The following is a 20,344-nucleotide window of genomic DNA, read 5'->3' as shown; positions in this document are numbered from 1 at the left end:
GATACCGGCAATGGCAGTTTCTACACCCGCTTCACATTCTGAAGAACACAGTTCATGGATACCGATGGTCGCTATTGCTTTTGGGCAGGCCATCATGTCTTTTAACGTCGCCTCCCTGCCGGTAGCGCTGGGTGGCATGGTCGAAAGTTTCGGCGTTGCGCCAACGGTCGTGGCTACCGGCATCGTGGCCTACTCCATGATCGTGGCAGGCTTTGTTATGCTTGGCGCCAAGCTCGTGCAACGTTTCGGCGCGTTGCAGGTCTTCCGGCTGGCAGTCATCGTGTTTGGCCTCGCACAGATACTGATGACATTCAGCCCCAATGCGACGGCCATGATTACTGCGCAAGCGCTGTGCGGGGCAGCAGGTGCCGTCATCGTGCCTGCACTTGTTGCCCTAATAGCGGAAAATTATCATGGCAATCAACAGGCAACAGCACTTGGCGCATTGGGCTCCGCGCGCGCTGGTGCCGGCGTTCTGGCCTTCTTGATTGGCGGGGTGCTTGGGACTTATATTGGCTGGCGTCCCGTTTTTGGCATTCTCATTGCGGTATCCGCAGTCGTCCTCGTTCTAAGCTTTCGCCTGAAACCAGATCGTGGGCGCCCTGACGTGAAGATTGATTTGGTCGGGGTTGCGCTCGCTGCGTCCGCCATAATCTCCATCAGTTTCGGGTTCAACAATCTGAACGGATGGGGGCTCATGCTTGCGCGCTCGACAGCTCCCTTTAGTGTTCTGGGGCTCTCCCCTGCGCCAATCCTCATTGTTCTCGGCATTATATTGGGACAGGCCTTCTTTTTATGGACGCGTCGCCGCGAGGCCAACAACAGGACGCCTCTGCTGCCGCTTCAGGTTCTGGATTCTCCGCAAGAGCGCGCTGCGGTATTTGCCATGTTTGCGGTCGTGGCGCTGGAAGCTGCGCTCAATTTCTCGGTTCCACTTTACATCCAGATTGTCCAGGGACGTTCGCCGCTTGCGACTGCCGTCGCCATGCTCCCATTCAACCTAACGGTCTTCTTTGCTGCTATGCTGATTGTGCGGGCCTATGGGAAGCTTACACCAAGGCAAATTGGCCGTTTCGGGTTTGGTCTTTGCGCGGTGGCTCTTATCTGGCTGGCTTTCGTCGTCCGCAATGACTGGAGTTCAGTCCCGGTTCTTTTCGGTCTGATCCTGTTCGGTATAGGACAAGGTTCGCTGGTCACGCTTCTGTTCAATGTGCTGGTAACGGCATCCCCTAAGGAGCTTGCCGGAGACGTTGGTTCGTTGCGCGGAACCACAAACAATCTGGCCGCCGCCATAGGCACTGCTGTCGCTGGAGCCCTGCTCGTCGGCCTGCTCAGCAGCGCCGTTATGCGACAACTGGCTCAGAATCCGACCTTACCGATAGAGATACAGTCGGAAGTCAATCTAGACAGCATTACATTCGTCAGCAACGACCAACTGGAGACCGTCATAAACGCCACGTCTGCAACGCCCGAGCAGAAAGCCGAAGCATTGCGGATCAATACGGAATCTCGTCTGCTCGCTCTTAAAATCGGCTTCCTAATTATGGCCGGACTAGCTCTCATCTCAATCCTTCCGGCCGGCCGATTACCGAATTATCGTCCCGGTGAAATCCCCGAGCCATAAATGCGAAACGATGTGGGCAGTTCTGACAATTCCGCTTAAGTCAGAACTGCTCTAGCAGCCATGATTTTCCTGCGCCATTCAATCGGCATTTCGGCAAAGGTTCTGATGGGGTGTACACTCCCATCAGAACCGATGTGCCAACAAGGTTTTTTACGCGTGTCCGGATCACATGCACCGGCCACGGTGCTTCGCCGCACGCCTATGGCGATATCACTCCGGTTTCCACCGCACGCTTCGTCGGCTCGGATGCTTTCACTGTCTCCGGACTTCCGATTGCCGAAGATGCTGCCGTTATCGACGCAGGGCTTGATTTCAAGCTGACCAAGGATGCCACACTCAGCATCTCCTATAACGGGCAGTTCGCATCCGGCGCCAGACAGAACGGCCTCAATGCTAAACTTAGCGTCAGTTTTTGATCAAGTAAGTGCAGTCAATCGATGGTGCGTTGGACCAATACCGTCGACAGAGTCGGGGTCACAGAACGGACGAAATTCAAGCAACTCCCCAAATTCGCGTCTGCAATGTGGCTCCAACCGGGCATCGTTCAAAATTAACTTATTACGGTGAAGTTTTTCCCATTCAGGCGCGTTTCACATTGCGGATCATGCGCAAATTGAGTGATCACGGGATGCCTCTTGCAGAGTTCCCGGAGGCGTCGCGTGGTATCCTTGTGCACGTCATAGCTCGCTGCCACCCCGTCAACGATACCGTCGATAAGGGCGCGTTCATTATAGGCTGCATCACCTGCAATCATAACTAAGTGGTCATCCTGCTCGATCACAACAGACTGATGACCCTCAGTGTGTCCGGGGGTCGGAACGATACGCACGCGGCCGTCTTTCGTGAGCTTCGTGCTGTGATCAAAGCTCTCCCACGGACCATCCTTGTGTTCGACCCGGGCAGGATTGAAGCCCTTGGGATAGTGCATGTTCAGGAACCCGCTAATCGGACCTGACCAGGCGAGAGACGCCGCAGCCTCAGGTGCACTTAGAACGAACTCACTTTTAGGAAAATTCGGGATGCCACCCGCATGATCACCATGCATGTGAGTCATCACTACCCAGCGCACGTCGGCCGGATCGAAGCCAAGAGCACGAAGCTTTGCACCGGCTTCTTCTTCTGGTCGTACCCAACGGCGTTCGCAGGTCTGCATGAATGGGTGCCACCAAGGCTGATAGTGGTAGTAGTTCGCATGAGAACTTTCACCCGTATCTACCATGATCAAGCCCTCTGGATGCTCGATCAGCCAGCAACCAATTGGGAGGAGCGGAGTCCAGTCTTTGTCTTTCAAAACGTCCCATGTGCGGGCTGGTCGGGTAATTTTACGCGACACCGCATGCAAACTCTTAATTTGCACATCACCTGTTTGAATGTAGTGGATGTTCATGATATCACCATTATAGCAACATTTGTTGCGTTAAGATCTATAAGTAAAGGAAGACAATGTCAACTCGACCAAAAGCGGCTGAATTTGATCAGGTGAAATCAAGGCGCGGGGGACGCAGTAGCCGCGTACGCGAAGCCGTGATGGAAGCCGTGCGAAAAGAGTTGGAAATCAAGGGCTACAATGGAATCTCGCACCGAGGAGTCGCTGCTGCCGCCGGAGTTGATCATGTAACCATCTATCGTCGATGGCCGACACGCGCCCGTCTTGTGGTCGACATGGTTCTGGATATTGCCGACGGCTTCGTTCCAGTGCCAGACACTGGCACTCTAGACGGTGATTTGCGGGCTTATATGGCACACATCATCATAATGCTGGCTGATCCTGCTGCTATGCCTTTACTGCGCGCACTCTTTGCTGCATCGATGGAGGGAGATGAGGATGTCCGAACCAGCTTGGCAGAAATCTGGAACGAGCGATTCACGAATGCCTACATCATGATAGATCGCGCGATAGAGCGGCGAGAGGTAAAGCCTACCATAGAGCGGGAACGAGTTCTTGAAGCACTTGTCTCACCCATTTGGTTCCGAACCTTTGTTCGCCGAGCGCCACTGGATGAGAAGTTCATGAATCTTGTGATACGCGATATCAAGTCATTCGTGCATCAGGAGTAAGTAAGCGGCTTGATCGCGGACCGTTTCAAAGGCGCAAAGCTACGAATATCAAGATGGAAGCCCTCAACAGTCCATCAGCTATCAGAATGTCAGAAGCTACCTGAAGATCGAGATCGGGCGCAATGCGGCCATGGGCATCAATCGGCTTTGACAATAACAAGCTCGCCGTTCAGATCCACTCCGGATGCGACCTTATTTATTGAAACTCTTCTCTGGGAGACAATAGCGCTGGTCGGACGGTGTAAGCGATCAATTTCACGATCGCTGAACATGACTGCCAGTTACAACGATGGAATACTCACACCTGCGATAAGCCAGGCCATGGGAATTGATCTGCGCTCATCATACCAACTATGAGCTCGTTCTGCAGTCTCTTTAGAACGACCTCCGCCGTGAAACTCACTTTTCAACGTTCAAGTGCACTCCACCGGAGTGTTTGCGCGTGGCCCATTTCTCGTTCAAACTTGGAAGTTTCCATTTTTCGACAAAGGAAGAAGTTGTCTTTTAGAAAAAGATAAACTGACTGCTGTACGAAACAGCAAAATGACTGATAGTGAATGCGCTCGTTGTCAAAGCGCATAGTATGAACGTTTTGATATGACAACGAGCGCTTACATAATGGACGAAGATGGTTCCGCCTACACAAGTCCAAGCCGCTTACGCAGCTCTGCATTTTCTGTGCGGAGTTTCTCAGCCAATTCTTTACGAAGTCGCTTGTTTTCTGCTTCGAGTTCAACAAGATTCTTCAACTCATCACTCTGGTGAGAGACAACCGGTGTGTTTTCCTTGGCCTGATTTTTCCAGTTATAGTAAGTCTGTTCGCTGACGCCCGCTTCTTTAAGAGCGGCCTTCACTGTAGTCTTTCCACTCTGGATTTGCTTTGTTACCGCCGCAAGCAAACGAGCGCGTTCAGCTGGTGAGCGTCGAACAACTTTCGAGGACTCGGCCTTAATGATCGGCGTTTCTTCTACTTTTGCCTTCACCCGCTTGCTAGGTGTTTTGGCTTTGGATTTGGTAGCTTTAAGCGAATCTTGCACTTTTTCAGTTGCCTGGTTTTCTGTCGCTGTAAGGTTCTCGTTAGCCATGCCGATATCTCCTGAAATGAAATTAAACTCTATCATATGTACGAGTATAATATATTCCATTACTTTAAGGTTGGTTTACAACTGGAAAGGTGTATGTGCGCTCTATTCGACTGTCATTACGCTGCCACTCACAGGGTCACCAGCATTTCGGAGATAGGTTGCGTACTTCATCGGGCACCGTTAAATTACTCATAGACATAGTTGGTCGACCAACCTGATCAGGACGATAGTTTTAGCATGAAATTTCCAGGCAAACGTTTGATAGTCGAATATAAAAACCGTCGCTCGCATAAAAGCGGGAATTCGTTATGGGGGGATATCAACCTCAAGGAAATCGCGCGTGAAGTTGAAACAGATCTGTCTTTACCTGAGAACGCCGAACCGACTGACCTTGAAAAAGCAGTGACAGATCCCATCACGCACTCTGCTCATTCGACCCAGATTTCGCCAACGCAGACCGAAGAAAAATCCTCCATTTCGCAAGATAGCGCTATTGCTGAGGACGATACAGCCGTTGAACCTTTATCTGAGAATGACATCAAACCTATATCTGTAAAACAAAAAGCAGCATCTCAGCGCAAGCAGAAGATACCAAACGGCACTAAAGCAGATGCTTTGAAAATAGAACATGACAGCGTCAAACTTCATGATGCAGAAAGTGTTCGGGCTGCGAATACTCAGCCCTTATCATCATCCGGTTCAGTTTCATCGCCGCCGCAAGCCAAAGCGAGAACTATTGTAACCCGGCGCTCTAAAAAGCGAACGACGGCCGACGATATGATGCCCTTGCCAACTCCGAAGACGGCGGCAGGAAAAGTGCGTCGCACCAAGCAGCTTACCCGACTTCCAATTGCTGACTCTCATGCTCCGCTCCTGATACAAGATCCCGAGCTTAATTCATTGGAAGTGGAGAACAGACAATTGAAATTGCTGCTCGTTGAGCATTTACGGGCGGAAAATGCGCGTCTTGAACAGATGATACTTCGTGCCGTCCAAGTCTTTGATGTGGTGGATGAGAGCGCATAGAGCAGCAACGCATTGAACTGTGTCGCATAGTTTAGATCCCGAACTCACGATAAGCTGGACTAAGAGTGAATAATCAGCCACTTAACAGAGAGAATATCGATGGCGATTAAAGATACAAATATAAGCAGCGAAATTTCTTCACAATGTAGCGCTGTCGCTGCTGAGCAGGTCGAGTCAAAGGCGCGCGCACGCAAGACCTCGGCAGCGAATGAAGCTCCTTCCTCAACTAATACTGCTGGGAACGTATCGCGTAAGAAATACTCCCTCACGGACAGAGCCAAATTACTGGCCTCAATCTCCAAAAATTTGAAAAGCAGCGATACCACTGTTAAGGCGGCATTGGCGAAAGTGGGTATCAGCACACCCGAGTAATGAACTTAAAGCTTTGGTTGAACTCGAAGCCGAAAACCATCGGCTGCGTAAGGTTTTAGCAGAAAAACTTCACGCCGAGAATGCGGAGCTCCGTAAACGCCTTGGGTTGTACTGACGATCAGTTGTTCGCGCATGGGGTGAAATACGAATAACCACCCTCTTTATCGCCTTTCCATACATTGTCTGCTAACCTGTTTCGATAAAAGCGATAATGACATTCTTGAGGAACAAGTTTGTATTTTGAAATAATCACTGTTGTGCTGCTAACAATTCTTAACGGCGTACTTGCTATGTCGGAACTGGCAGTAGTTTCATCGCGCCCCGCAAGGTTGCGTGTTCTGGCAGATAAGGGCAGTCGAGGTGCCCGCATGGCCATAGCGCTGGGAGAGAACCCAGGCCGTTTTCTGTCGACTGTTCAAATTGGAATTACCCTGGTCGGAATTTTGTCAGGGGCATTTTCTGGTGCCACACTTGGCGCGCGCCTGACCGGCTGGCTCATTACTCAGGGTGTGTCCCCCTCACTCGCTGACGCCTTTGGTGTTGGTTCTGTGGTGGTCGTCATTACTTATCTGTCTTTGATTGTAGGCGAGCTGGTTCCTAAACAGATAGCACTGCGTGAACCAGAAGTTATCGCGAGCCGCGTGGCACCCAGCATGGCGGTTCTTTCAAAACTGGCCGCGCCACTGGTGTGGCTTCTGGATACGTCTGGTCGACTTGTTTTGAAATTACTTGGCCAATCGGGCAAAACAAGTGACGGCGTCACGGATGAAGAAATCAAAACCGTGCTTGCAGAGGCACACCATGCAGGAGTGATCGAGACCGAAGAATCTCGGATGATTGCCGGTGTTATGCGCCTCGCCGATCGCACTGCGCGTGGACTGATGACACCACGTCTCGATGTTGAAATGATAGACATTGAAGACAATATTGAAGCTATTCGTGATCAACTACAAAAGTCCAGCCGATCCCGCCTCCCCGTTCGGGGAGAAAATTCCGACGAAATAATTGGCGTCTTGCAAGCCCGAGATTTCTTTAATCAGCTTTCGTTAAAAGGTAGTGTCAATCTGCGTCAAATTCTAAGAGACGTACCAGTTGTCTCTGATTTTTCCGATGCTCTGGATGTCGTAGAGGCTATTCGCGGCACACCCACCCATATGGTGCTCGTTTATGATGAATACGGCCATTTTGAAGGGGTAGTCACGGCTGGCGACATCATGGAAGCAATCATTGGCGCTATGCAGGAAGATCATATTGAAGAACAAGCCATCGTGCGCCGGGCTGATGGCTCTTATTTGGTTTCAGGCTGGATGCCCATTGATGAATTTTCGGAGTTCATGCGCTTTCCCATCGAAGACGATGTCGAATACAATACAGTTGCAGGCTTCGTGCTCGAAGAATTGAAACACCTTCCCGACGTTGGTGAAACTTTCAGCAAAAATGGCTGGATATTCGAGATCGTTGATCTGGACGGTCGGCGCATAGATAAACTGCTTATTAAATCTGAAGAGCCACAAATCGAATAGTTCTTCGCGCGTGCTCTAACATCTTGTTTTAAAGTGCATCTTGCCCGAAAACCGTTTCACAATTTTCGGGCAAGATGCACTCAAATAAACACGCGCGAAGCCACTTCTCTATCTCTTATGATGGACAGTCTGCAATTGATAGACCGGTGTCTCTATCTCCTCCATACGAGCCTTAAGCTGGAGCGACAGGTATTGCGAATAATGACGGGATTGATGCAGGTTGCCTCCGTGAAACCACAGCGCTTCCTGCTGAGTGGGTTTCCACATGTTACGCTGTTCTCCTTCCCACGGCCCCGGGTCCTTGGGTGTTTCAGATCCCAAGCCCCAGACCTTACCAACCTTGTCCGCGGTCTCCTGATCGATGATATCTTCGACCCAGCCATTCATTGAACCATAGCCCGTTGCATAGACGATGAGATCGGCAGGCAATTCAGTGCCATTGGCCAGCCTGACGGACGTCTCTGTGATTTCTTCGATCTGTCCCGAGGCGAGCTTGATTTTACCGTCGATGATCAATTGAGAGGCACCAATATCAATGTAATAACCGGACCCGCGCCGCAAATATTTGAGGAAAAGCCCCGATCCATCAGAACCGAAATCCAGCTGAAAACCAGCCTTTTCGAGCGCCGCATAGAAATCAGCATCAAGCTCACGGATCTTATCATAGATGGGTTTCTGGAACTCATTCATGATACGATATGGAAGTGAAGCGAATATCAGATCAGCCTTGGCCGTAGTGACACCGTTTTGCAGAGCTTCTTCAGAATAAAGCGCGCCGAGTCCATGTTTCATCAGCGGTTCTGACCGAACGATATGGGTTGATGATCTTTGAACCATAGTTACATCAACGCCCGCCTCACAAAGTGCGGCGCAGATATCATGAGCTGAATTGTTGGAGCCAATGACAACAACATTTTTACCCTTGTAACCATCCGGGCCCGGATGACGTGATGAATGCTGTTGCTCACCCTTAAAGCGGTCCTGGCCTTTCACGCTTGGAATATTGGGCTTGCCTGACATGCCAGTTGCGAAGACGAGTTGCTTTGGGCGCAGAATGACCATCTCGCCGTCGCGATCAATGACAACAGACCATTCCTTTTCCGTTTCGTTCCATTTTGCAGATTTGACTGTGGAGCGTGTCCAGTAGTTCAGTTCCATGACTTTGGTGTAGAATTCCAACCAATCGCCGATCTTGTCCTTTGGCGCGAAAACCGGCCAATTTTTCGGGAAATCAATATAAGGCAAATGATCGTACCAGACCGGGTCATGCAGACAGAGCGACTTGTAGCGCTTGCGCCATGAATCGCCCGGACGTTCGTTGCGCTCAACGATAATTGTCGGCACTCCGAGCTGACGCAGGCGTGCGCCGAGCGCGATACCACCCTGCCCGCCGCCTATAACTAATACATAGGGCTGCGTCTCATAGCCAAGCGTTCGAGCTTCCTCTTCGCGCTCTTCCTTCCATGTCTTGGCACCAAGGTCTTGACCGTGCTTCGCCCCAAGCGGTCGGGTAAAGCCGGATTTTTCCTCATGTCCTTTCAACTCCGACATAACCGTTAGAAGGGTCCATATCTTGCCACCCTTCAAGCGAATAAGACCATATCCGCGTGCAACATCAGTCTCGAAAGTTATCCAGCTTTCCGCAACGCCATCGGCATCCGTTGCGGCTTCGCCGGGGGCCACGAGCCACTTGGTTGGTTTGACGAACTGCAGCTGTGATTGCAGCATATCACGCACTTCATCATGCCCCTCGACGGTCTTAATATTCCATGTAAAAGCAATCAGATCGCGCCAGTAACAATCATCAGCAAACATCGAAACGGCCTCATCGATCCGGTCAGCTTCAAGTGATGCGCCGAACTTATCGAGAAAGGTCTGAACCCGCACTGTTGGTGTTTTCTCAAGCATTATAATTCCTCCCATGGAAGTTGATGTCAGGCTCTCCCAAGCCCGACAGTGAAGTGATGTTATCTTTTCAGTTCGATCAGGATTTTGAGCTGGGTGCCAGCTGGATCAAGCAACCGGTCAAAGCCTTCAACAACTGCATCCTCCAACGCAATTGTTTTGGTCACGATCTTGCTTGCGGGTATCTGACCGCTTGCAATCAGACGAGCTACACGCGGCCAATAATGGGTGGGATAAGCCCACGAACCTCGAATATCGATATCCTTGAATGTGACATCAAACCAGTTGAGGGGGTTCTCATGAGGGTGCAAGCCCGTCTGCACCACCACGCCTTGTTTACGGACGGCATCAGTACAATTCTTCAATGCGTGCTCATTGCCGACGCATTCAATAGCGACGTCACAACCGACATTGCCTTCCGTTTCCGCGCGAACTACCTCACCGACATTTTCTGATTTCGGATTGATGGTGCGAACATCACCGAGTTTTTCACGTGCCAGCTGCAAACGTATATCATTGAGGTCCGAAAGGAATATTTGCGACGCCCCTGCGGCCCGCGCCGCCATCGCGGTCAAAATACCAATCGGCCCAGCACCAGTGACAAGAACGCTGTTACCAGCCGTGACGCCACCACGATCACAGGCATATACTGCCACCGCGGTTGGCTCAATAAGCGCTGCTTCTTCGTCGCTCAGATCGTCCGGGATCAGCTGTACATTGTAGCCGTTCAACAATGCCAGTTCTGCCATGCCACCCGAGTGCCAGGAAAGACCGGCCAATGCCAGACTGGTACTCAGATGATAAAGACCACGATCGGCAAAATAGTCCCCAGCGCGAGGCATGATGAGCGGCTGCACCGATACACGATCGCCAACTTTTACATGCGTTACATTACTCCCCACAGATTTGACCACGCCGCCAAATTCATGTCCCAGGATCTGGGGAGCTGTTGCCTTGGTGAAAGGATGCGGTTCGGTCGGAATAAAAATTGGTCCATAAGCGTATTCGTGCAGATCAGTCCCGCATATCCCACAGTAGCGATTTTCAATCAGCACTTGGTCTGGTTCAAGATTGGAATCGGGATCGGCTGGTGGTGGCACGTTCTCAACACGCAGATCTTTGGCAGCATAAAAGCGCAATGCACGCATACGTAACTCCTCCATTTGCATCGTCAAATGAGAAGAGCAAGCTGCATGCCAAATGCAGGTCAATATCTAAGCGATTGATTATTATTTATTTTATGTGAGACCCGATATCCATCGAGTGAATGGTGCAACAGTTGTTGTGCAACACATGTTGCAACTGTTGCATTCTCAGTGGGTGTGTTTCAAACGGCGGTGTATCGTTGAACGATTGACACCGAGTTTTCGCGCTAACGCGGAAATATTATTGCCGCATTCATCAAGCTGGCTGCGCAAGGTGTCCGCATGACTTCGAAAATTTGAGGCCGGACTATCAGCCTGAAAATGATCAGGCAGACAGTCGACCGTGATTGATGCCTCTGTTGCAACCGCTGCCGAGACACGTAACGTATTATCCAATTCCCGGAGATTTCCGGGCCAGTTATAGGCCGCCAGGGCCTTTCGTGCGATGCGATCAATCGTGATTGTTTCATCTTCCTCTTCGCCAATACGGCGCAGAAGATGATCAACTATACCGTCAAAATCCTGCCTTTGGCGCAACGGCGGCAGAACCAGTGTCGCGGCATTAAGCCGATAGAGCAGATCTTCACGAAAACCGCCTTCAGCAACCAATACGGCAAGATCACGATGAGACGCGGACAAAAGCCGGAATTTGACTGGCTTCGCTTTGAGCGCCCCAACAGGTTGGATTTCATTTTCAGAAAGAACACGCAGCAGACGACTTTGAAGGGTTAACGGCATATCCCCGATCTCGTCCAGAAACAGTGTGCCGCCGTTGGCAGCTTCAATAAGGCCGATCTTCCCCTTTTGCATCGCACCGGTAAAGGCACCAGATACATAACCAAACAGCTCGGATTCAATCAGTTGCTCTGGAATTGCAGCGCAATTTACCGCAATGAAGGGACCGGGCTTCGCACTACTATCATGAATGGCGCGGGCCAGATATTCCTTGCCACTGCCCGTTTCACCTTTGATGAGGATAGGCAGATTACGATCTGCCAATTTTGCGGCCCGGGCCTGCAGAGCTTCCATGACAGGGTCACCGAAACTCAAATGGCGCAACGCCGACGGTAACCTCACCGATGCAACGACCGGCGATGCTCTGAAACTACTGACGGGCGCAATGGCGCTTGCAAATAATGCCAGACCATTGCGCGCACGAACCAGACGTTCGCCGTTCGGACGCCCCCGCATAAGAGTTGGCAGCTGATCTATGTCGATATCAAAGACATCAGAAATCGGCTGACCAATAAAGTCTTTGGTGGCAACATTGTTGAGGTTCATCCCGCGTGCGACGACACCAAAGCCTCCATGCGTCATTCCCGTAATGAAACCATTTCCATTGATCGTAATTGCAGCATCAGGATCGACATCGAGAAAATCTGGCAATTTCGCCAATCGCAATACCCAGTCCTCGTGCGCTCTGGTCATCAGATTGGCAAGCTCGATACGCCGCGCGGTAGAAGCGACCAGATGAAGTGCGAGTTGCTGGCTTGCCTTTGCAGTCGGCGAGCGCAGTTGCGAGATATCAAGAACTGCCGACAAGTCACCAAAAGTGTCAAAAATCGGAGCTGCGGTGCAGGTCAGGCCGATGTGGCATGCATCGAAGTGGTCATCTTGGTGAATGATGACGGGCTTTCCAGACACCATGCAGGCGCCTACTGCACAAGTCCCCGCCCGGACCTCAGACCATTCCGATCCAAGATAAAGCCCAGCTTTTCGAAGTTGATTATCGAAGGTCGGGTCGCCCATAAATTCGACCGTGACTCCTCTCGCATCCGAGAGCAATAACACGTAGCTTTGATCCGCCACTTGCCTGAAAAGGGCTTCGAGGCCCGTTCGTCCGATGCGTATGAGTTCTTCTGACTGCTCGCGATGCTCCCTTAGCAGAGTATCCGGTACGATATAGGCTTCCTGCGTCTGGGCAGGGTTGAGCTGGTATTCGTTGAGGCATCGCAGCCAAGATTGGATAACAGGACGATCACGATCGGAAGCGCCGCCCATAGCGACACGCTCAATCTCTTTGATGTGCGACAGTGTCGACACCATGACCGTCCTCCTCTGCCCAAATGCTTGCATAAGAACTACGAAGACACAAGAAGTGATATGCAACTTGAAACATGAAGAAACTCACTTTGTTCCAATCATGCATTCACGACTTGCCACTCGGCATGAAGGTGATAAAATTACTCATCTTTAATGTGTTCGTTCGGTAAAGCCGAAAGACGATTTTTATTGGGACGGTCAAAACGTTGAGCTTCTGGCACTCTATGATTTGGAACGCCGACGGCATTCGTGTCACCGCGCCCGTAAAATGGCGTGTTTTGGATGGAATGGTGAGCGTTTATTGGGAAGCAGAAAGCCCCTCGGGTGCCTCAGGCTACTTTTTATCCCATGACCCCCGGATCATGATTTTCTTTCAGGATGTTTCATCCAAAATCAGGATATCAAACAAAGACGGATGGCAGTCTCTGCACCAGCGTCCCATGACGCGAGCAATCTACATTCCCGCAGGCGTTCCCCTTTGGACGAGTACAATTGCGACGCATCGTTTCTCTCATTTGAATTTGCACTTCCATCAGGATCGCTTGCTCAAGTACCTGCGTCCGTCACTGGGCATGTCGCTCGCTATGACAACGGTGCGCAGTCCTGTTGAGTTACAAGATATAGGATCGCTTGACGCCCTCGCGCGACTACTTGAAGAAGAGGTATCCAATCCAGCACAGCATTCGCTTTATGTTGAGAATCTGATTGGCACCATTCTGGCCCGCTTGCTGGTTACAGCCCGGATTGAAGACAAGCAGGGCAATGGTCGGCTCACTCAGGCACAGATGAACAAGCTCAACGCCCGCATTGGTGTTTCCAATGATGGCCGTCTTAGTGTTTCCGAGATGGCTGCGACCGTTGGGTTATCGGAGAGTTGGTTTGCGAATGTCTTCAAACAAACAACAGGTCAAACCCCACTCCAATGGCAGCTTACAAAACGTATTGATCGCGCTCAGAAATTGCTATGCCTGGGCGATGCGACAGTTGCAGGTGTCGCCGCTCAGCTTGGCTTTACCGATCAGGCTCACTTGACCAAGACATTCAGACAGATCGTTGGTGAAACACCGGCGGCATGGCGTCGATTGCAGCAAAACGGGCAATAACCATCGCAAATAGCAACGCCACAGCCCGGATTACCGGCCTGTGGCGATTTATTTTACCAGGTACGACGCAGAGTTGCTGTAATTTCGCGGCCCGGATTATAGAAATCGGCACCGAAGCCACCATACGCGACATACTTTTTGTCAAACAGATTGCTGACGTTCACTTCCAGCGTGGAATTGTCCAGGAATTCGTAACTGAAAGCAGCATCGAAGACGACATTACCACCCGCACCTGATGTATTCGCGGCCGTGAAATAATAGGCTCCCGTATAACGACCACCCAGACCAAACGTCATATCGCCAATTTTACCGCTGCCGGGCAAGGTATAATTTGCCCAAAGTGAGGCGAGATGCTGAGATACAAATTGTGGTCGATTGCCTTCGGTTCCATCCCCGCCGTTCTCGACAATTTCCGGATCCAGATAGGAATATGCTGCAGTAAGACTAAGATTATTTGTGAGTTCGGCTTTAGCTTCAAGATCAATACCGCGAACCCGCACCTCGCCAATCGTACTTGGTTGAGCCGTAATTGGATCAGTTACTGAGATGTTATTCTTGGTGAGGTTATAAACTGCGAGGCTGAACAAGGCCGGGAAAGCGTCTGGTCTGTATTTGACTCCAACCTCGTACTGATTACCACGTTCCGGATCAACTCCGATAGCTGGTGGCGCGACTGACTCCGCATAACTCGCATAAACTGCCCATTCGTCAGTGACTTTGTAAGTCAGACCAAAGCGACTTGTGAACTCGTTGAAGTCCGCTTCAGTGGTACTGTTGTTCAAATTGTTTGTTTGCTTCAGATCAAGCCAGTCATTGCGCAGACCAACGGTTGCAATCCACTGCTCAGCAATGGTGAAATCTTGCTGCAAGTAGATTGCCTTTGTCTTCTGCTTGTTTCCGATATTACTTAGAAGGGGCACGTTAACGGGCGCTCCGGTATAGACCGGGTTTGCCCAGTCAATGCTTGGCGCACTACCCCACCAGGTCGCGTTGTTGCCAGTATAATTATTATACTGGAACCCGAGCATCGTGCGACTTTTGACGTTTGCAAAATCGGTTTCGTATTGCACATTGGCATCACCGATGAAGTTTTCACCTGATGCTTCATTGCCGAAGAATGAACGCCCGGCAAGCGTTGATCCATCATTCGGGGTAGAGGAAATATAGGCATAACCGAAATCGGTATTCTGCTTGCTGTAACGCCCATTGACGCTCACGCTAAAGCCATTTCCGAAATCATGGTCGAACATCGCACTGACCGTATTTCGATCAGTACCCCGATAATTATAATCGGGCTCACCGAAGAAGCGGCTTCTTTTAAAATCAGTGCCAACCGGGTGTCCTCCGCTCCCGGGAACACCGTTCTTATGCAGATGATCAAAGACGATCGTCAAATTGGTGGCGTCATCCGGACGCCAGGTCAGACCTCCCATGATGAACTTCTCATCATCACGTGAATAATCATATTCGGCATCGGCATCTCTGAATTTGCCCGTCAGTCGATAAGACAACGTATCATCCGATGTCAGATTATCGCCGAAATCAAATCCGATTTCCTTATGGCTGAATGAGCCGCCCGTCACATAGGCCTCTCCGAAACGCTCACTCCTTGGACGCTTGGTGACGTAGTTGACTGATCCGCCCGGATCCGACACGCCAAATACCGTGGAATTGCCGCCCTTCAATACCTCGACACGTTCAAACGCGTAAGGTTCCTCGCGAATACCGCCAAACGGACGCCCCAGAGGAAGGCCATCACGATAGGTGGTGGCATCAAAACCACGAATTTTGAAGAAATCAAATCTGTCGTCCGAGCCATAGAAATCGGTTGAAACACCTGCTGTATATTGCAGGACCTGTTCCACATTCTGAGCGCCGCGTTGCTGAATTTCCTTAGCGGTGATTACTGATACGGACGCCGGAGTATCAAGGATATCGGTAGGCATCTTGCTACCGCTCGTGATTTTTGTTGCGACAATAGAGTTCCTATCGTCATCCTCTCCAGCCTTACCATCGACGGTGATTGTTTGAAGCACCACAGGTGCTGTAGAAACATCCGTCTGCTGTGCGAAGGAAAGCGTTGGCATGAACATCACCAATGCAGAGCAGCTTAAAAGAACTGTTTTCCGCGCGCACATCTCAGCTTGTCGATTGCTAACAGGAGTGGTGTTGATGTCCATTGTCTAGTCCCGGAATCTCTTTTTCAGTTACAATCGGCCAACATTCCCAGTCTTTTTGGAATGTTGAGAGGTCATTTTTGGATACGTCCCGGTCCAGATCTTATGAATGGCTGTATTCTAGAGTGCATGCCCGTTTGTATCGCAATTTTCTGAACTCGCCACTAACTTGAGATTGATTGTCCAGTATTGTAGAAATCGGCATTATTGTAAAAAACCACGGTTATTTCGCCGCAAAATTGACATGGTTTAACCGCCGCCCTTGACGGCTTTCTGTTAACCTGAAAGTGAGTGGCAACTTTTAAATGATGGGAGTACACCCATGTCACGCTTTATCCGTTCTTTGTTCATATTGGCCGTAATTTTTCTGTTCGCAGGGCGAATGGGGGCAGCTGTGGCGAATGAACATCAAACCTATCCAATTGTTATAAAACATGCTTTTGGCACAACCATCATTGAAAAGCAGCCACGGCGTATTGCAACGGTAGCGTGGGCGAACCACGAAGTGCCCCTCGCGCTTGGCGTCGTACCCGTCGGAATGGCAGCGGCCAATTTCGGAGACGATGATGGGGATGGTCTGCTGCCGTGGGTTGCTGAGCGACTGGAACAACTCGGTGCAGATAAACCCGTGCTCTTTGACGAAGGCGATGGCATCGACTTCGAAGCTGTGGCTGCAACCAATCCGGATGTCATTCTGGCAGCATATTCTGGTTTAAGCCAATCGGATTATGAAACCCTGAGCCAAATCGCTCCGGTTGTCGCCTATCCTCAGGCAGCCTGGTCAACCGACTGGCGCGAGATGATTCATCTCAACAGTGCTGGAATGGGCATGTCTGAGGAAGGTGATGCGCTTATCAGGAAAATCGACGCTGACATCACACAAACGGTCAGCAGATACCCGCATCTCAAGGGTAAAACGGCTATGTTTGTGACACATCTTGATGCGACTGATCTTAGCACAATCAATTTTTACACGACGAATGACACCAGAGTGAAATTCTTTCAGGACTTAGGCCTTGTATCACCGGAAAGCGTTGTTGAGGCATCCAAGCCGGGTCAGTTTTCCGGCTCGATTAGCGCTGAGCGTATTGATTTGTTCGATGATGTGGATATCGTTGTAACATATGGGGGTGCCCAGCTCTTCACAGCGATGCGTGCCAACCCCCTTCTCTCCAAATTGCCCGTCGTTACCAACGATGCAGTTGTGATGTTGGGCAGAGATCCGCTGGGTACCGCTGCAAATCCGACACCGCTATCAATTTCCTGGGTACTGAAGAACTATGTTTCTCTTCTGGCGAATGCTGCGGAAAAGACCAAATGATTTCCGGCAGACTTAATCGATCGGATGCGCCTGTTTATCCACGTTCCTCTAATAGTATCCGATCGCTGTGGCTTCTGATTCTCGTGATCGTTCTTATCGTTGCTTGTTTTCTTTCTGTCGCGCTCGGCACAAGGGATGTGTCGTGGACAGAAATTCTAACTGCTCTCGGCGGCCATGACGACACCATCGGGCAGGCTGCTGTAGCCACGCGAATACCTCGAACTTTGCTTGCGCTGTTGGCAGGTGCGGCCCTCGGACTTGCCGGGGCCGTCATGCAAGGCATCACGCGTAATCCGCTTGCAGACCCCGGCATTCTCGGCGTCAATATGGGAGCATCGCTTGCAATAGTCATCGCTATCGCCTGGTTCAACATTGCTTCCGCGCACGTCTATATCTGGGTCGCAATCGGTGGTGCGGCTTCAGCTGCCGTCTTTGTCTACACCATTGGCTCTCTAGGCCGCGGTGGCGCGACACCACTTAAACTCGCTCTCGCGGGCGCTGCAACTTCCGTTGCTGCTTCCTCACTTGTAATCGCTATAATATTGCCTCGAGCCGATCTGGCAGGCGGAATACGCTCTTGGCAGATCGGCGGCGTTGGCGGCGCGACCTTCGACCGCATTTCCTATGTATTACCCTTCCTGCTTGCGGGGTTTGCCATCAGTTTGCTGTCGGCAAGAAAGCTCAATTCATTGGCGCTGGGAGACGAACTCGCGGCTGGTCTTGGCGAGAATGTCGCGATTACTCGACTATTTACGGCCGTTGGTGCGATCTTTCTTTGCGGCGCTACGACTGCGATATGCGGGCCAATCGGCTTCGTTGGATTAATTGTTCCTCATCTCTGTCGCCTTCTGGTTGGTGTGGATCATCGCTGGCTCCTTCCCTTCTCTGCGATAAGCGGAGCATGTCTCCTGTTATCTTCGGACATTGTCGGGCGTCTTATTGCCAGACCTGCAGAAATCGACGTTGGTATCATAACAGCTTTCATTGGAGCTCCGTTCTTCATCTGGATCGTCAGACGTCAACGCGTGCGGGAGTTGTGATCTTGTTCTCCCCGCTGATTGAAGAACTAACGCGTGGTCGCAAGCGCAGTCATCGCAGTCGCTTGCTACTGATTGCCGCTCTGACCACCGTTTTGGTGGCTTTTTTTGCCTTAACGCTCACGTTAGGACAGTCTTTCACGCCACCAGGCGATGTGATGCGTGTTCTTTTGGGGGAAACCGTTCCTGGTGCCAATTTCACGGTCGGGCAACTACGACTACCACGAGCAATATTGTCGGTCCTCGCCGGTTTGAGTTTCGGTTTGGGCGGCGTAGCGTTTCAGACCATGTTGCGTAATCCTTTGGCCAGCCCCGATATTATCGGAATTAGCTCGGGTGCAAGTGCGGCAGCTGTCTTTGCGATTGTTGTTTTGTCTATGAGTGGCCCAGCCGTCTCAATTTTCGCGGTCGTTAGCGGGTTGGGAGTTGCTTTACTGGTCTATGCTTTATCTTCTCGAAACGGCGTTGCCGGAACGCGTCTGATTTTGGTCGGGATCGGCGTTTCGGCGATGCTGGAGAGCTTTATTGCCTACATCCTTTCCAGTGCTCCGGCATGGAACCTTCAGGAAGCAATGCGGTGGCTGACTGGCAGTGTTAACGGGGCCAGATTGGATCAGGTTGCACCGCTGTTTTTCGCTCTCATCATTTTTGGCGGTCTGCTGTTGAGCCGGACACGTGATCTGGAGTCCCTGCGTCTGGGTGACGATACCGCATCTGCACTGGGAACAAAAGTTGCTCAAACGCGCATAATTGTCGTCATAGCCGCTGTCGGAATGATCTCATTTGCGACGGCAGTTGCGGGGCCTATATCCTTTGTCGCGTTTCTGTCAGGCCCTATCGCTTCACGAGTGTTGCGCAGTAACGGATCATTGCTTGTGCCTGCAGCATTGATCGGAGCAATTCTCGTTCTGGCTGGTGACTACATCGGTCAGTTCATGTTGCCGGGGCGTTACCCTGTTGGGGTCGTCACCGGGGCGCTAGGTGCGCCTTATCTCATCTATCTCATTGTTCGCGTCAATCGAACCGGAGGCTCGCTGTGACAAATCACACGCTCAAAGTCAGCCAACTATCGTCCGGCTATGGCGATACACTAATACTTGAAGGACTTGATCTGGACGTCCCTGCCGGAAAAATAACTGTCATCGTCGGTTCCAACGCATGTGGAAAGTCGACCCTTTTGCGCAGCATGTCACGGCTTCTTACCCCTCATCGGGGAACTGTGCTGTTGGACGGCAAGTCAATTCATAAAATCCCTTCCCGCGCCCTCGCTCGGTCTTTGGGGTTGCTTCCTCAATCACCTGTCGCGCCCGAAGGCATCACGGTTGCTGATCTGGTGAGTCGGGGAAGGCATCCCTATCAGGGCATTTTCTCTCGATGGACACATGAAGATAACGAAGCAGTAGCGGCGGCTCTATCGGCAACAAAAACTGCTGAGCTTGCCGAAAAGCCGGTCGATGAGCTGTCGGGCGGTCAAAAGCAACGCGTCTGGATTGCGATGGCACTAGCGCAACAGACAAACATTTTGTTGCTCGACGAGCCGACGACGTTCCTCGATATCAGTCACCAGATTGAAGTTCTGGATCTGCTTACAGATCTTAATCGGGCGCGTGGGACAACTATTGTAATGGTGCTGCATGATCTCAATCTGGCCGCAAGATATGCCGACCATCTTGTTGCTATGGCTGACGGGTGTCTTCATATCGAGGGTACTCCTGAAACGGTGTTGACCGAACAGAATGTTCAGGAGGTTTTCAATCTTGAAAGCCGCATTATCATCGACCCCACATCAGGTCGGCCAATGATGCTGCCAATCGGCCGAAACCGGATGCGCTCGACAATACCATAAAGGTTGCTATCGCCCTTGCCTGCTGCAGTTGTTTTGATTATTCCCAAGACGGGCGTTTGTGATACCCCAAAACGCATAT

At 51.1% G+C, this 20,344-nt stretch carries 17 protein-coding genes; 11 read left to right on the top strand and 6 right to left on the bottom strand.

Features of this window, described 5'->3' with window-relative positions; genetic code table 11:
- Nucleotides 1-10: 10 nt before the first annotated feature.
- Both ACSME1_RS23310 and ACSME1_RS23305 read left to right on the top strand, forming a co-directional pair.
- Complete coding sequence (locus ACSME1_RS23310) at nt 11-1,624, top strand: MFS transporter (RefSeq protein ID WP_024898636.1); 1,614 nt, start codon at nt 11-13, stop codon at nt 1,622-1,624.
- 134 nt (nt 1,625-1,758) lie between these two features.
- A complete protein-coding gene (locus tag ACSME1_RS23305; protein ID WP_435655608.1) occupies nt 1,759-2,040 on the top strand; it encodes an autotransporter domain-containing protein in 282 nt (93 codons plus the stop codon).
- Nucleotides 2,041-2,174: 134 nt separating this feature from the next.
- Here ACSME1_RS23305 and ACSME1_RS23300 read toward each other — a convergent pair whose 3' ends face one another.
- A complete protein-coding gene (locus tag ACSME1_RS23300; protein WP_435655607.1) occupies nt 2,175-3,011 on the bottom strand; it encodes an N-acyl homoserine lactonase family protein in 837 nt (278 codons plus the stop codon).
- A gap of 56 nt (nt 3,012-3,067) precedes the next feature.
- On the opposite strand from ACSME1_RS23300, the gene ACSME1_RS23295 reads away from it, so the two are divergent.
- Nucleotides 3,068-3,682 carry a TetR/AcrR family transcriptional regulator C-terminal ligand-binding domain-containing protein gene (locus ACSME1_RS23295; RefSeq protein ID WP_435655606.1) on the top strand — a complete coding sequence of 205 codons (615 nt, stop codon included), beginning with the start codon at nt 3,068-3,070 and terminating at the stop codon, nt 3,680-3,682.
- 638 nt (nt 3,683-4,320) lie between these two features.
- Here the strand turns inward: ACSME1_RS23295 and ACSME1_RS23290 are convergent.
- A complete protein-coding gene (locus ACSME1_RS23290; protein WP_435655605.1) occupies nt 4,321-4,767 on the bottom strand; it encodes a transposase in 447 nt (148 codons plus the stop codon).
- Between the two features lie 237 nt (nt 4,768-5,004).
- On the opposite strand from ACSME1_RS23290, the gene ACSME1_RS23285 reads away from it, so the two are divergent.
- From ACSME1_RS23285 to ACSME1_RS23275, 3 genes are all read left to right on the top strand, one after another.
- Complete coding sequence (locus ACSME1_RS23285) at nt 5,005-5,793, top strand: hypothetical protein (RefSeq protein ID WP_435655604.1); 789 nt, start codon at nt 5,005-5,007, stop codon at nt 5,791-5,793.
- A 99-nt stretch (nt 5,794-5,892) separates the two neighbouring features.
- Nucleotides 5,893-6,165: a hypothetical protein gene (locus tag ACSME1_RS23280; RefSeq protein WP_435655603.1), complete on the top strand. Its 273-nt coding sequence runs from the start codon at nt 5,893-5,895 to the stop codon at nt 6,163-6,165.
- A 233-nt stretch (nt 6,166-6,398) separates the two neighbouring features.
- The gene (locus tag ACSME1_RS23275; protein ID WP_435655602.1) at nt 6,399-7,688 is read left to right on the top strand and encodes a hemolysin family protein; all 1,290 of its coding nucleotides are present in this window, start codon (nt 6,399-6,401) and stop codon (nt 7,686-7,688) included.
- Nucleotides 7,689-7,796: 108 nt separating this feature from the next.
- Here the strand turns inward: ACSME1_RS23275 and ACSME1_RS23270 are convergent, their stop codons facing one another.
- The 3 genes from ACSME1_RS23270 to ACSME1_RS23260 all read right to left on the bottom strand — a co-directional run bounded on the left by ACSME1_RS23270 (nt 7,797) and on the right by ACSME1_RS23260 (nt 12,784).
- Nucleotides 7,797-9,596 carry an NAD(P)/FAD-dependent oxidoreductase gene (locus ACSME1_RS23270; RefSeq protein WP_024898631.1) on the bottom strand — a complete coding sequence of 600 codons (1,800 nt, stop codon included), beginning with the start codon at nt 9,594-9,596 and terminating at the stop codon, nt 7,797-7,799.
- Nucleotides 9,597-9,655: 59 nt separating this feature from the next.
- Nucleotides 9,656-10,741: a 2,3-butanediol dehydrogenase gene (locus tag ACSME1_RS23265; RefSeq protein WP_024898630.1), complete on the bottom strand. Its 1,086-nt coding sequence runs from the start codon at nt 10,739-10,741 to the stop codon at nt 9,656-9,658.
- Nucleotides 10,742-10,906: 165 nt separating this feature from the next.
- A complete protein-coding gene (locus ACSME1_RS23260) occupies nt 10,907-12,784 on the bottom strand; it encodes a sigma-54-dependent Fis family transcriptional regulator (protein WP_024898629.1) in 1,878 nt (625 codons plus the stop codon).
- A gap of 203 nt (nt 12,785-12,987) precedes the next feature.
- On the opposite strand from ACSME1_RS23260, the gene ACSME1_RS23255 reads away from it, so the two are divergent.
- Entirely contained in the window at nt 12,988-13,884 is an 897-nt protein-coding gene (locus ACSME1_RS23255; RefSeq protein WP_200869473.1) for a helix-turn-helix domain-containing protein, read from the top strand.
- A gap of 53 nt (nt 13,885-13,937) precedes the next feature.
- Here the strand turns inward: ACSME1_RS23255 and ACSME1_RS23250 are convergent, their stop codons facing one another.
- Nucleotides 13,938-16,064: a TonB-dependent siderophore receptor gene (locus ACSME1_RS23250; RefSeq protein ID WP_435655601.1), complete on the bottom strand. Its 2,127-nt coding sequence runs from the start codon at nt 16,062-16,064 to the stop codon at nt 13,938-13,940.
- A 319-nt stretch (nt 16,065-16,383) separates the two neighbouring features.
- On the opposite strand from ACSME1_RS23250, the gene ACSME1_RS23245 reads away from it, so the two are divergent.
- From ACSME1_RS23245 to ACSME1_RS23230, 4 genes are read left to right on the top strand one after another with little or no spacing between them, the layout of a single operon-like run.
- Complete coding sequence (locus ACSME1_RS23245) at nt 16,384-17,382, top strand: iron-siderophore ABC transporter substrate-binding protein (RefSeq protein ID WP_435655600.1); 999 nt, start codon at nt 16,384-16,386, stop codon at nt 17,380-17,382.
- Entirely contained in the window at nt 17,379-18,422 is a 1,044-nt protein-coding gene (locus tag ACSME1_RS23240; protein ID WP_111785982.1) for a FecCD family ABC transporter permease, read from the top strand. Before ACSME1_RS23245 ends, ACSME1_RS23240 begins: the two co-directional genes overlap by 4 nt.
- A gap of 2 nt (nt 18,423-18,424) precedes the next feature.
- Entirely contained in the window at nt 18,425-19,459 is a 1,035-nt protein-coding gene (locus tag ACSME1_RS23235) for an iron chelate uptake ABC transporter family permease subunit (protein ID WP_024898624.1), read from the top strand.
- The gene (locus ACSME1_RS23230; RefSeq protein WP_435655599.1) at nt 19,456-20,265 is read left to right on the top strand and encodes an ABC transporter ATP-binding protein; all 810 of its coding nucleotides are present in this window, start codon (nt 19,456-19,458) and stop codon (nt 20,263-20,265) included. Before ACSME1_RS23235 ends, ACSME1_RS23230 begins: the two co-directional genes overlap by 4 nt.
- Nucleotides 20,266-20,344 lie beyond the last annotated feature (79 nt).

Origin of the sequence: Brucella pituitosa, assembly GCF_965577835.1 — a bacterium.
In the GTDB taxonomy this organism is placed as follows: Bacteria; Pseudomonadota; Alphaproteobacteria; order Rhizobiales; family Rhizobiaceae; genus Brucella; species Brucella pituitosa.
Note: the sequence above shows the minus strand (reverse complement) of the source record. Positions and strands in the feature narration are given on the sequence as shown.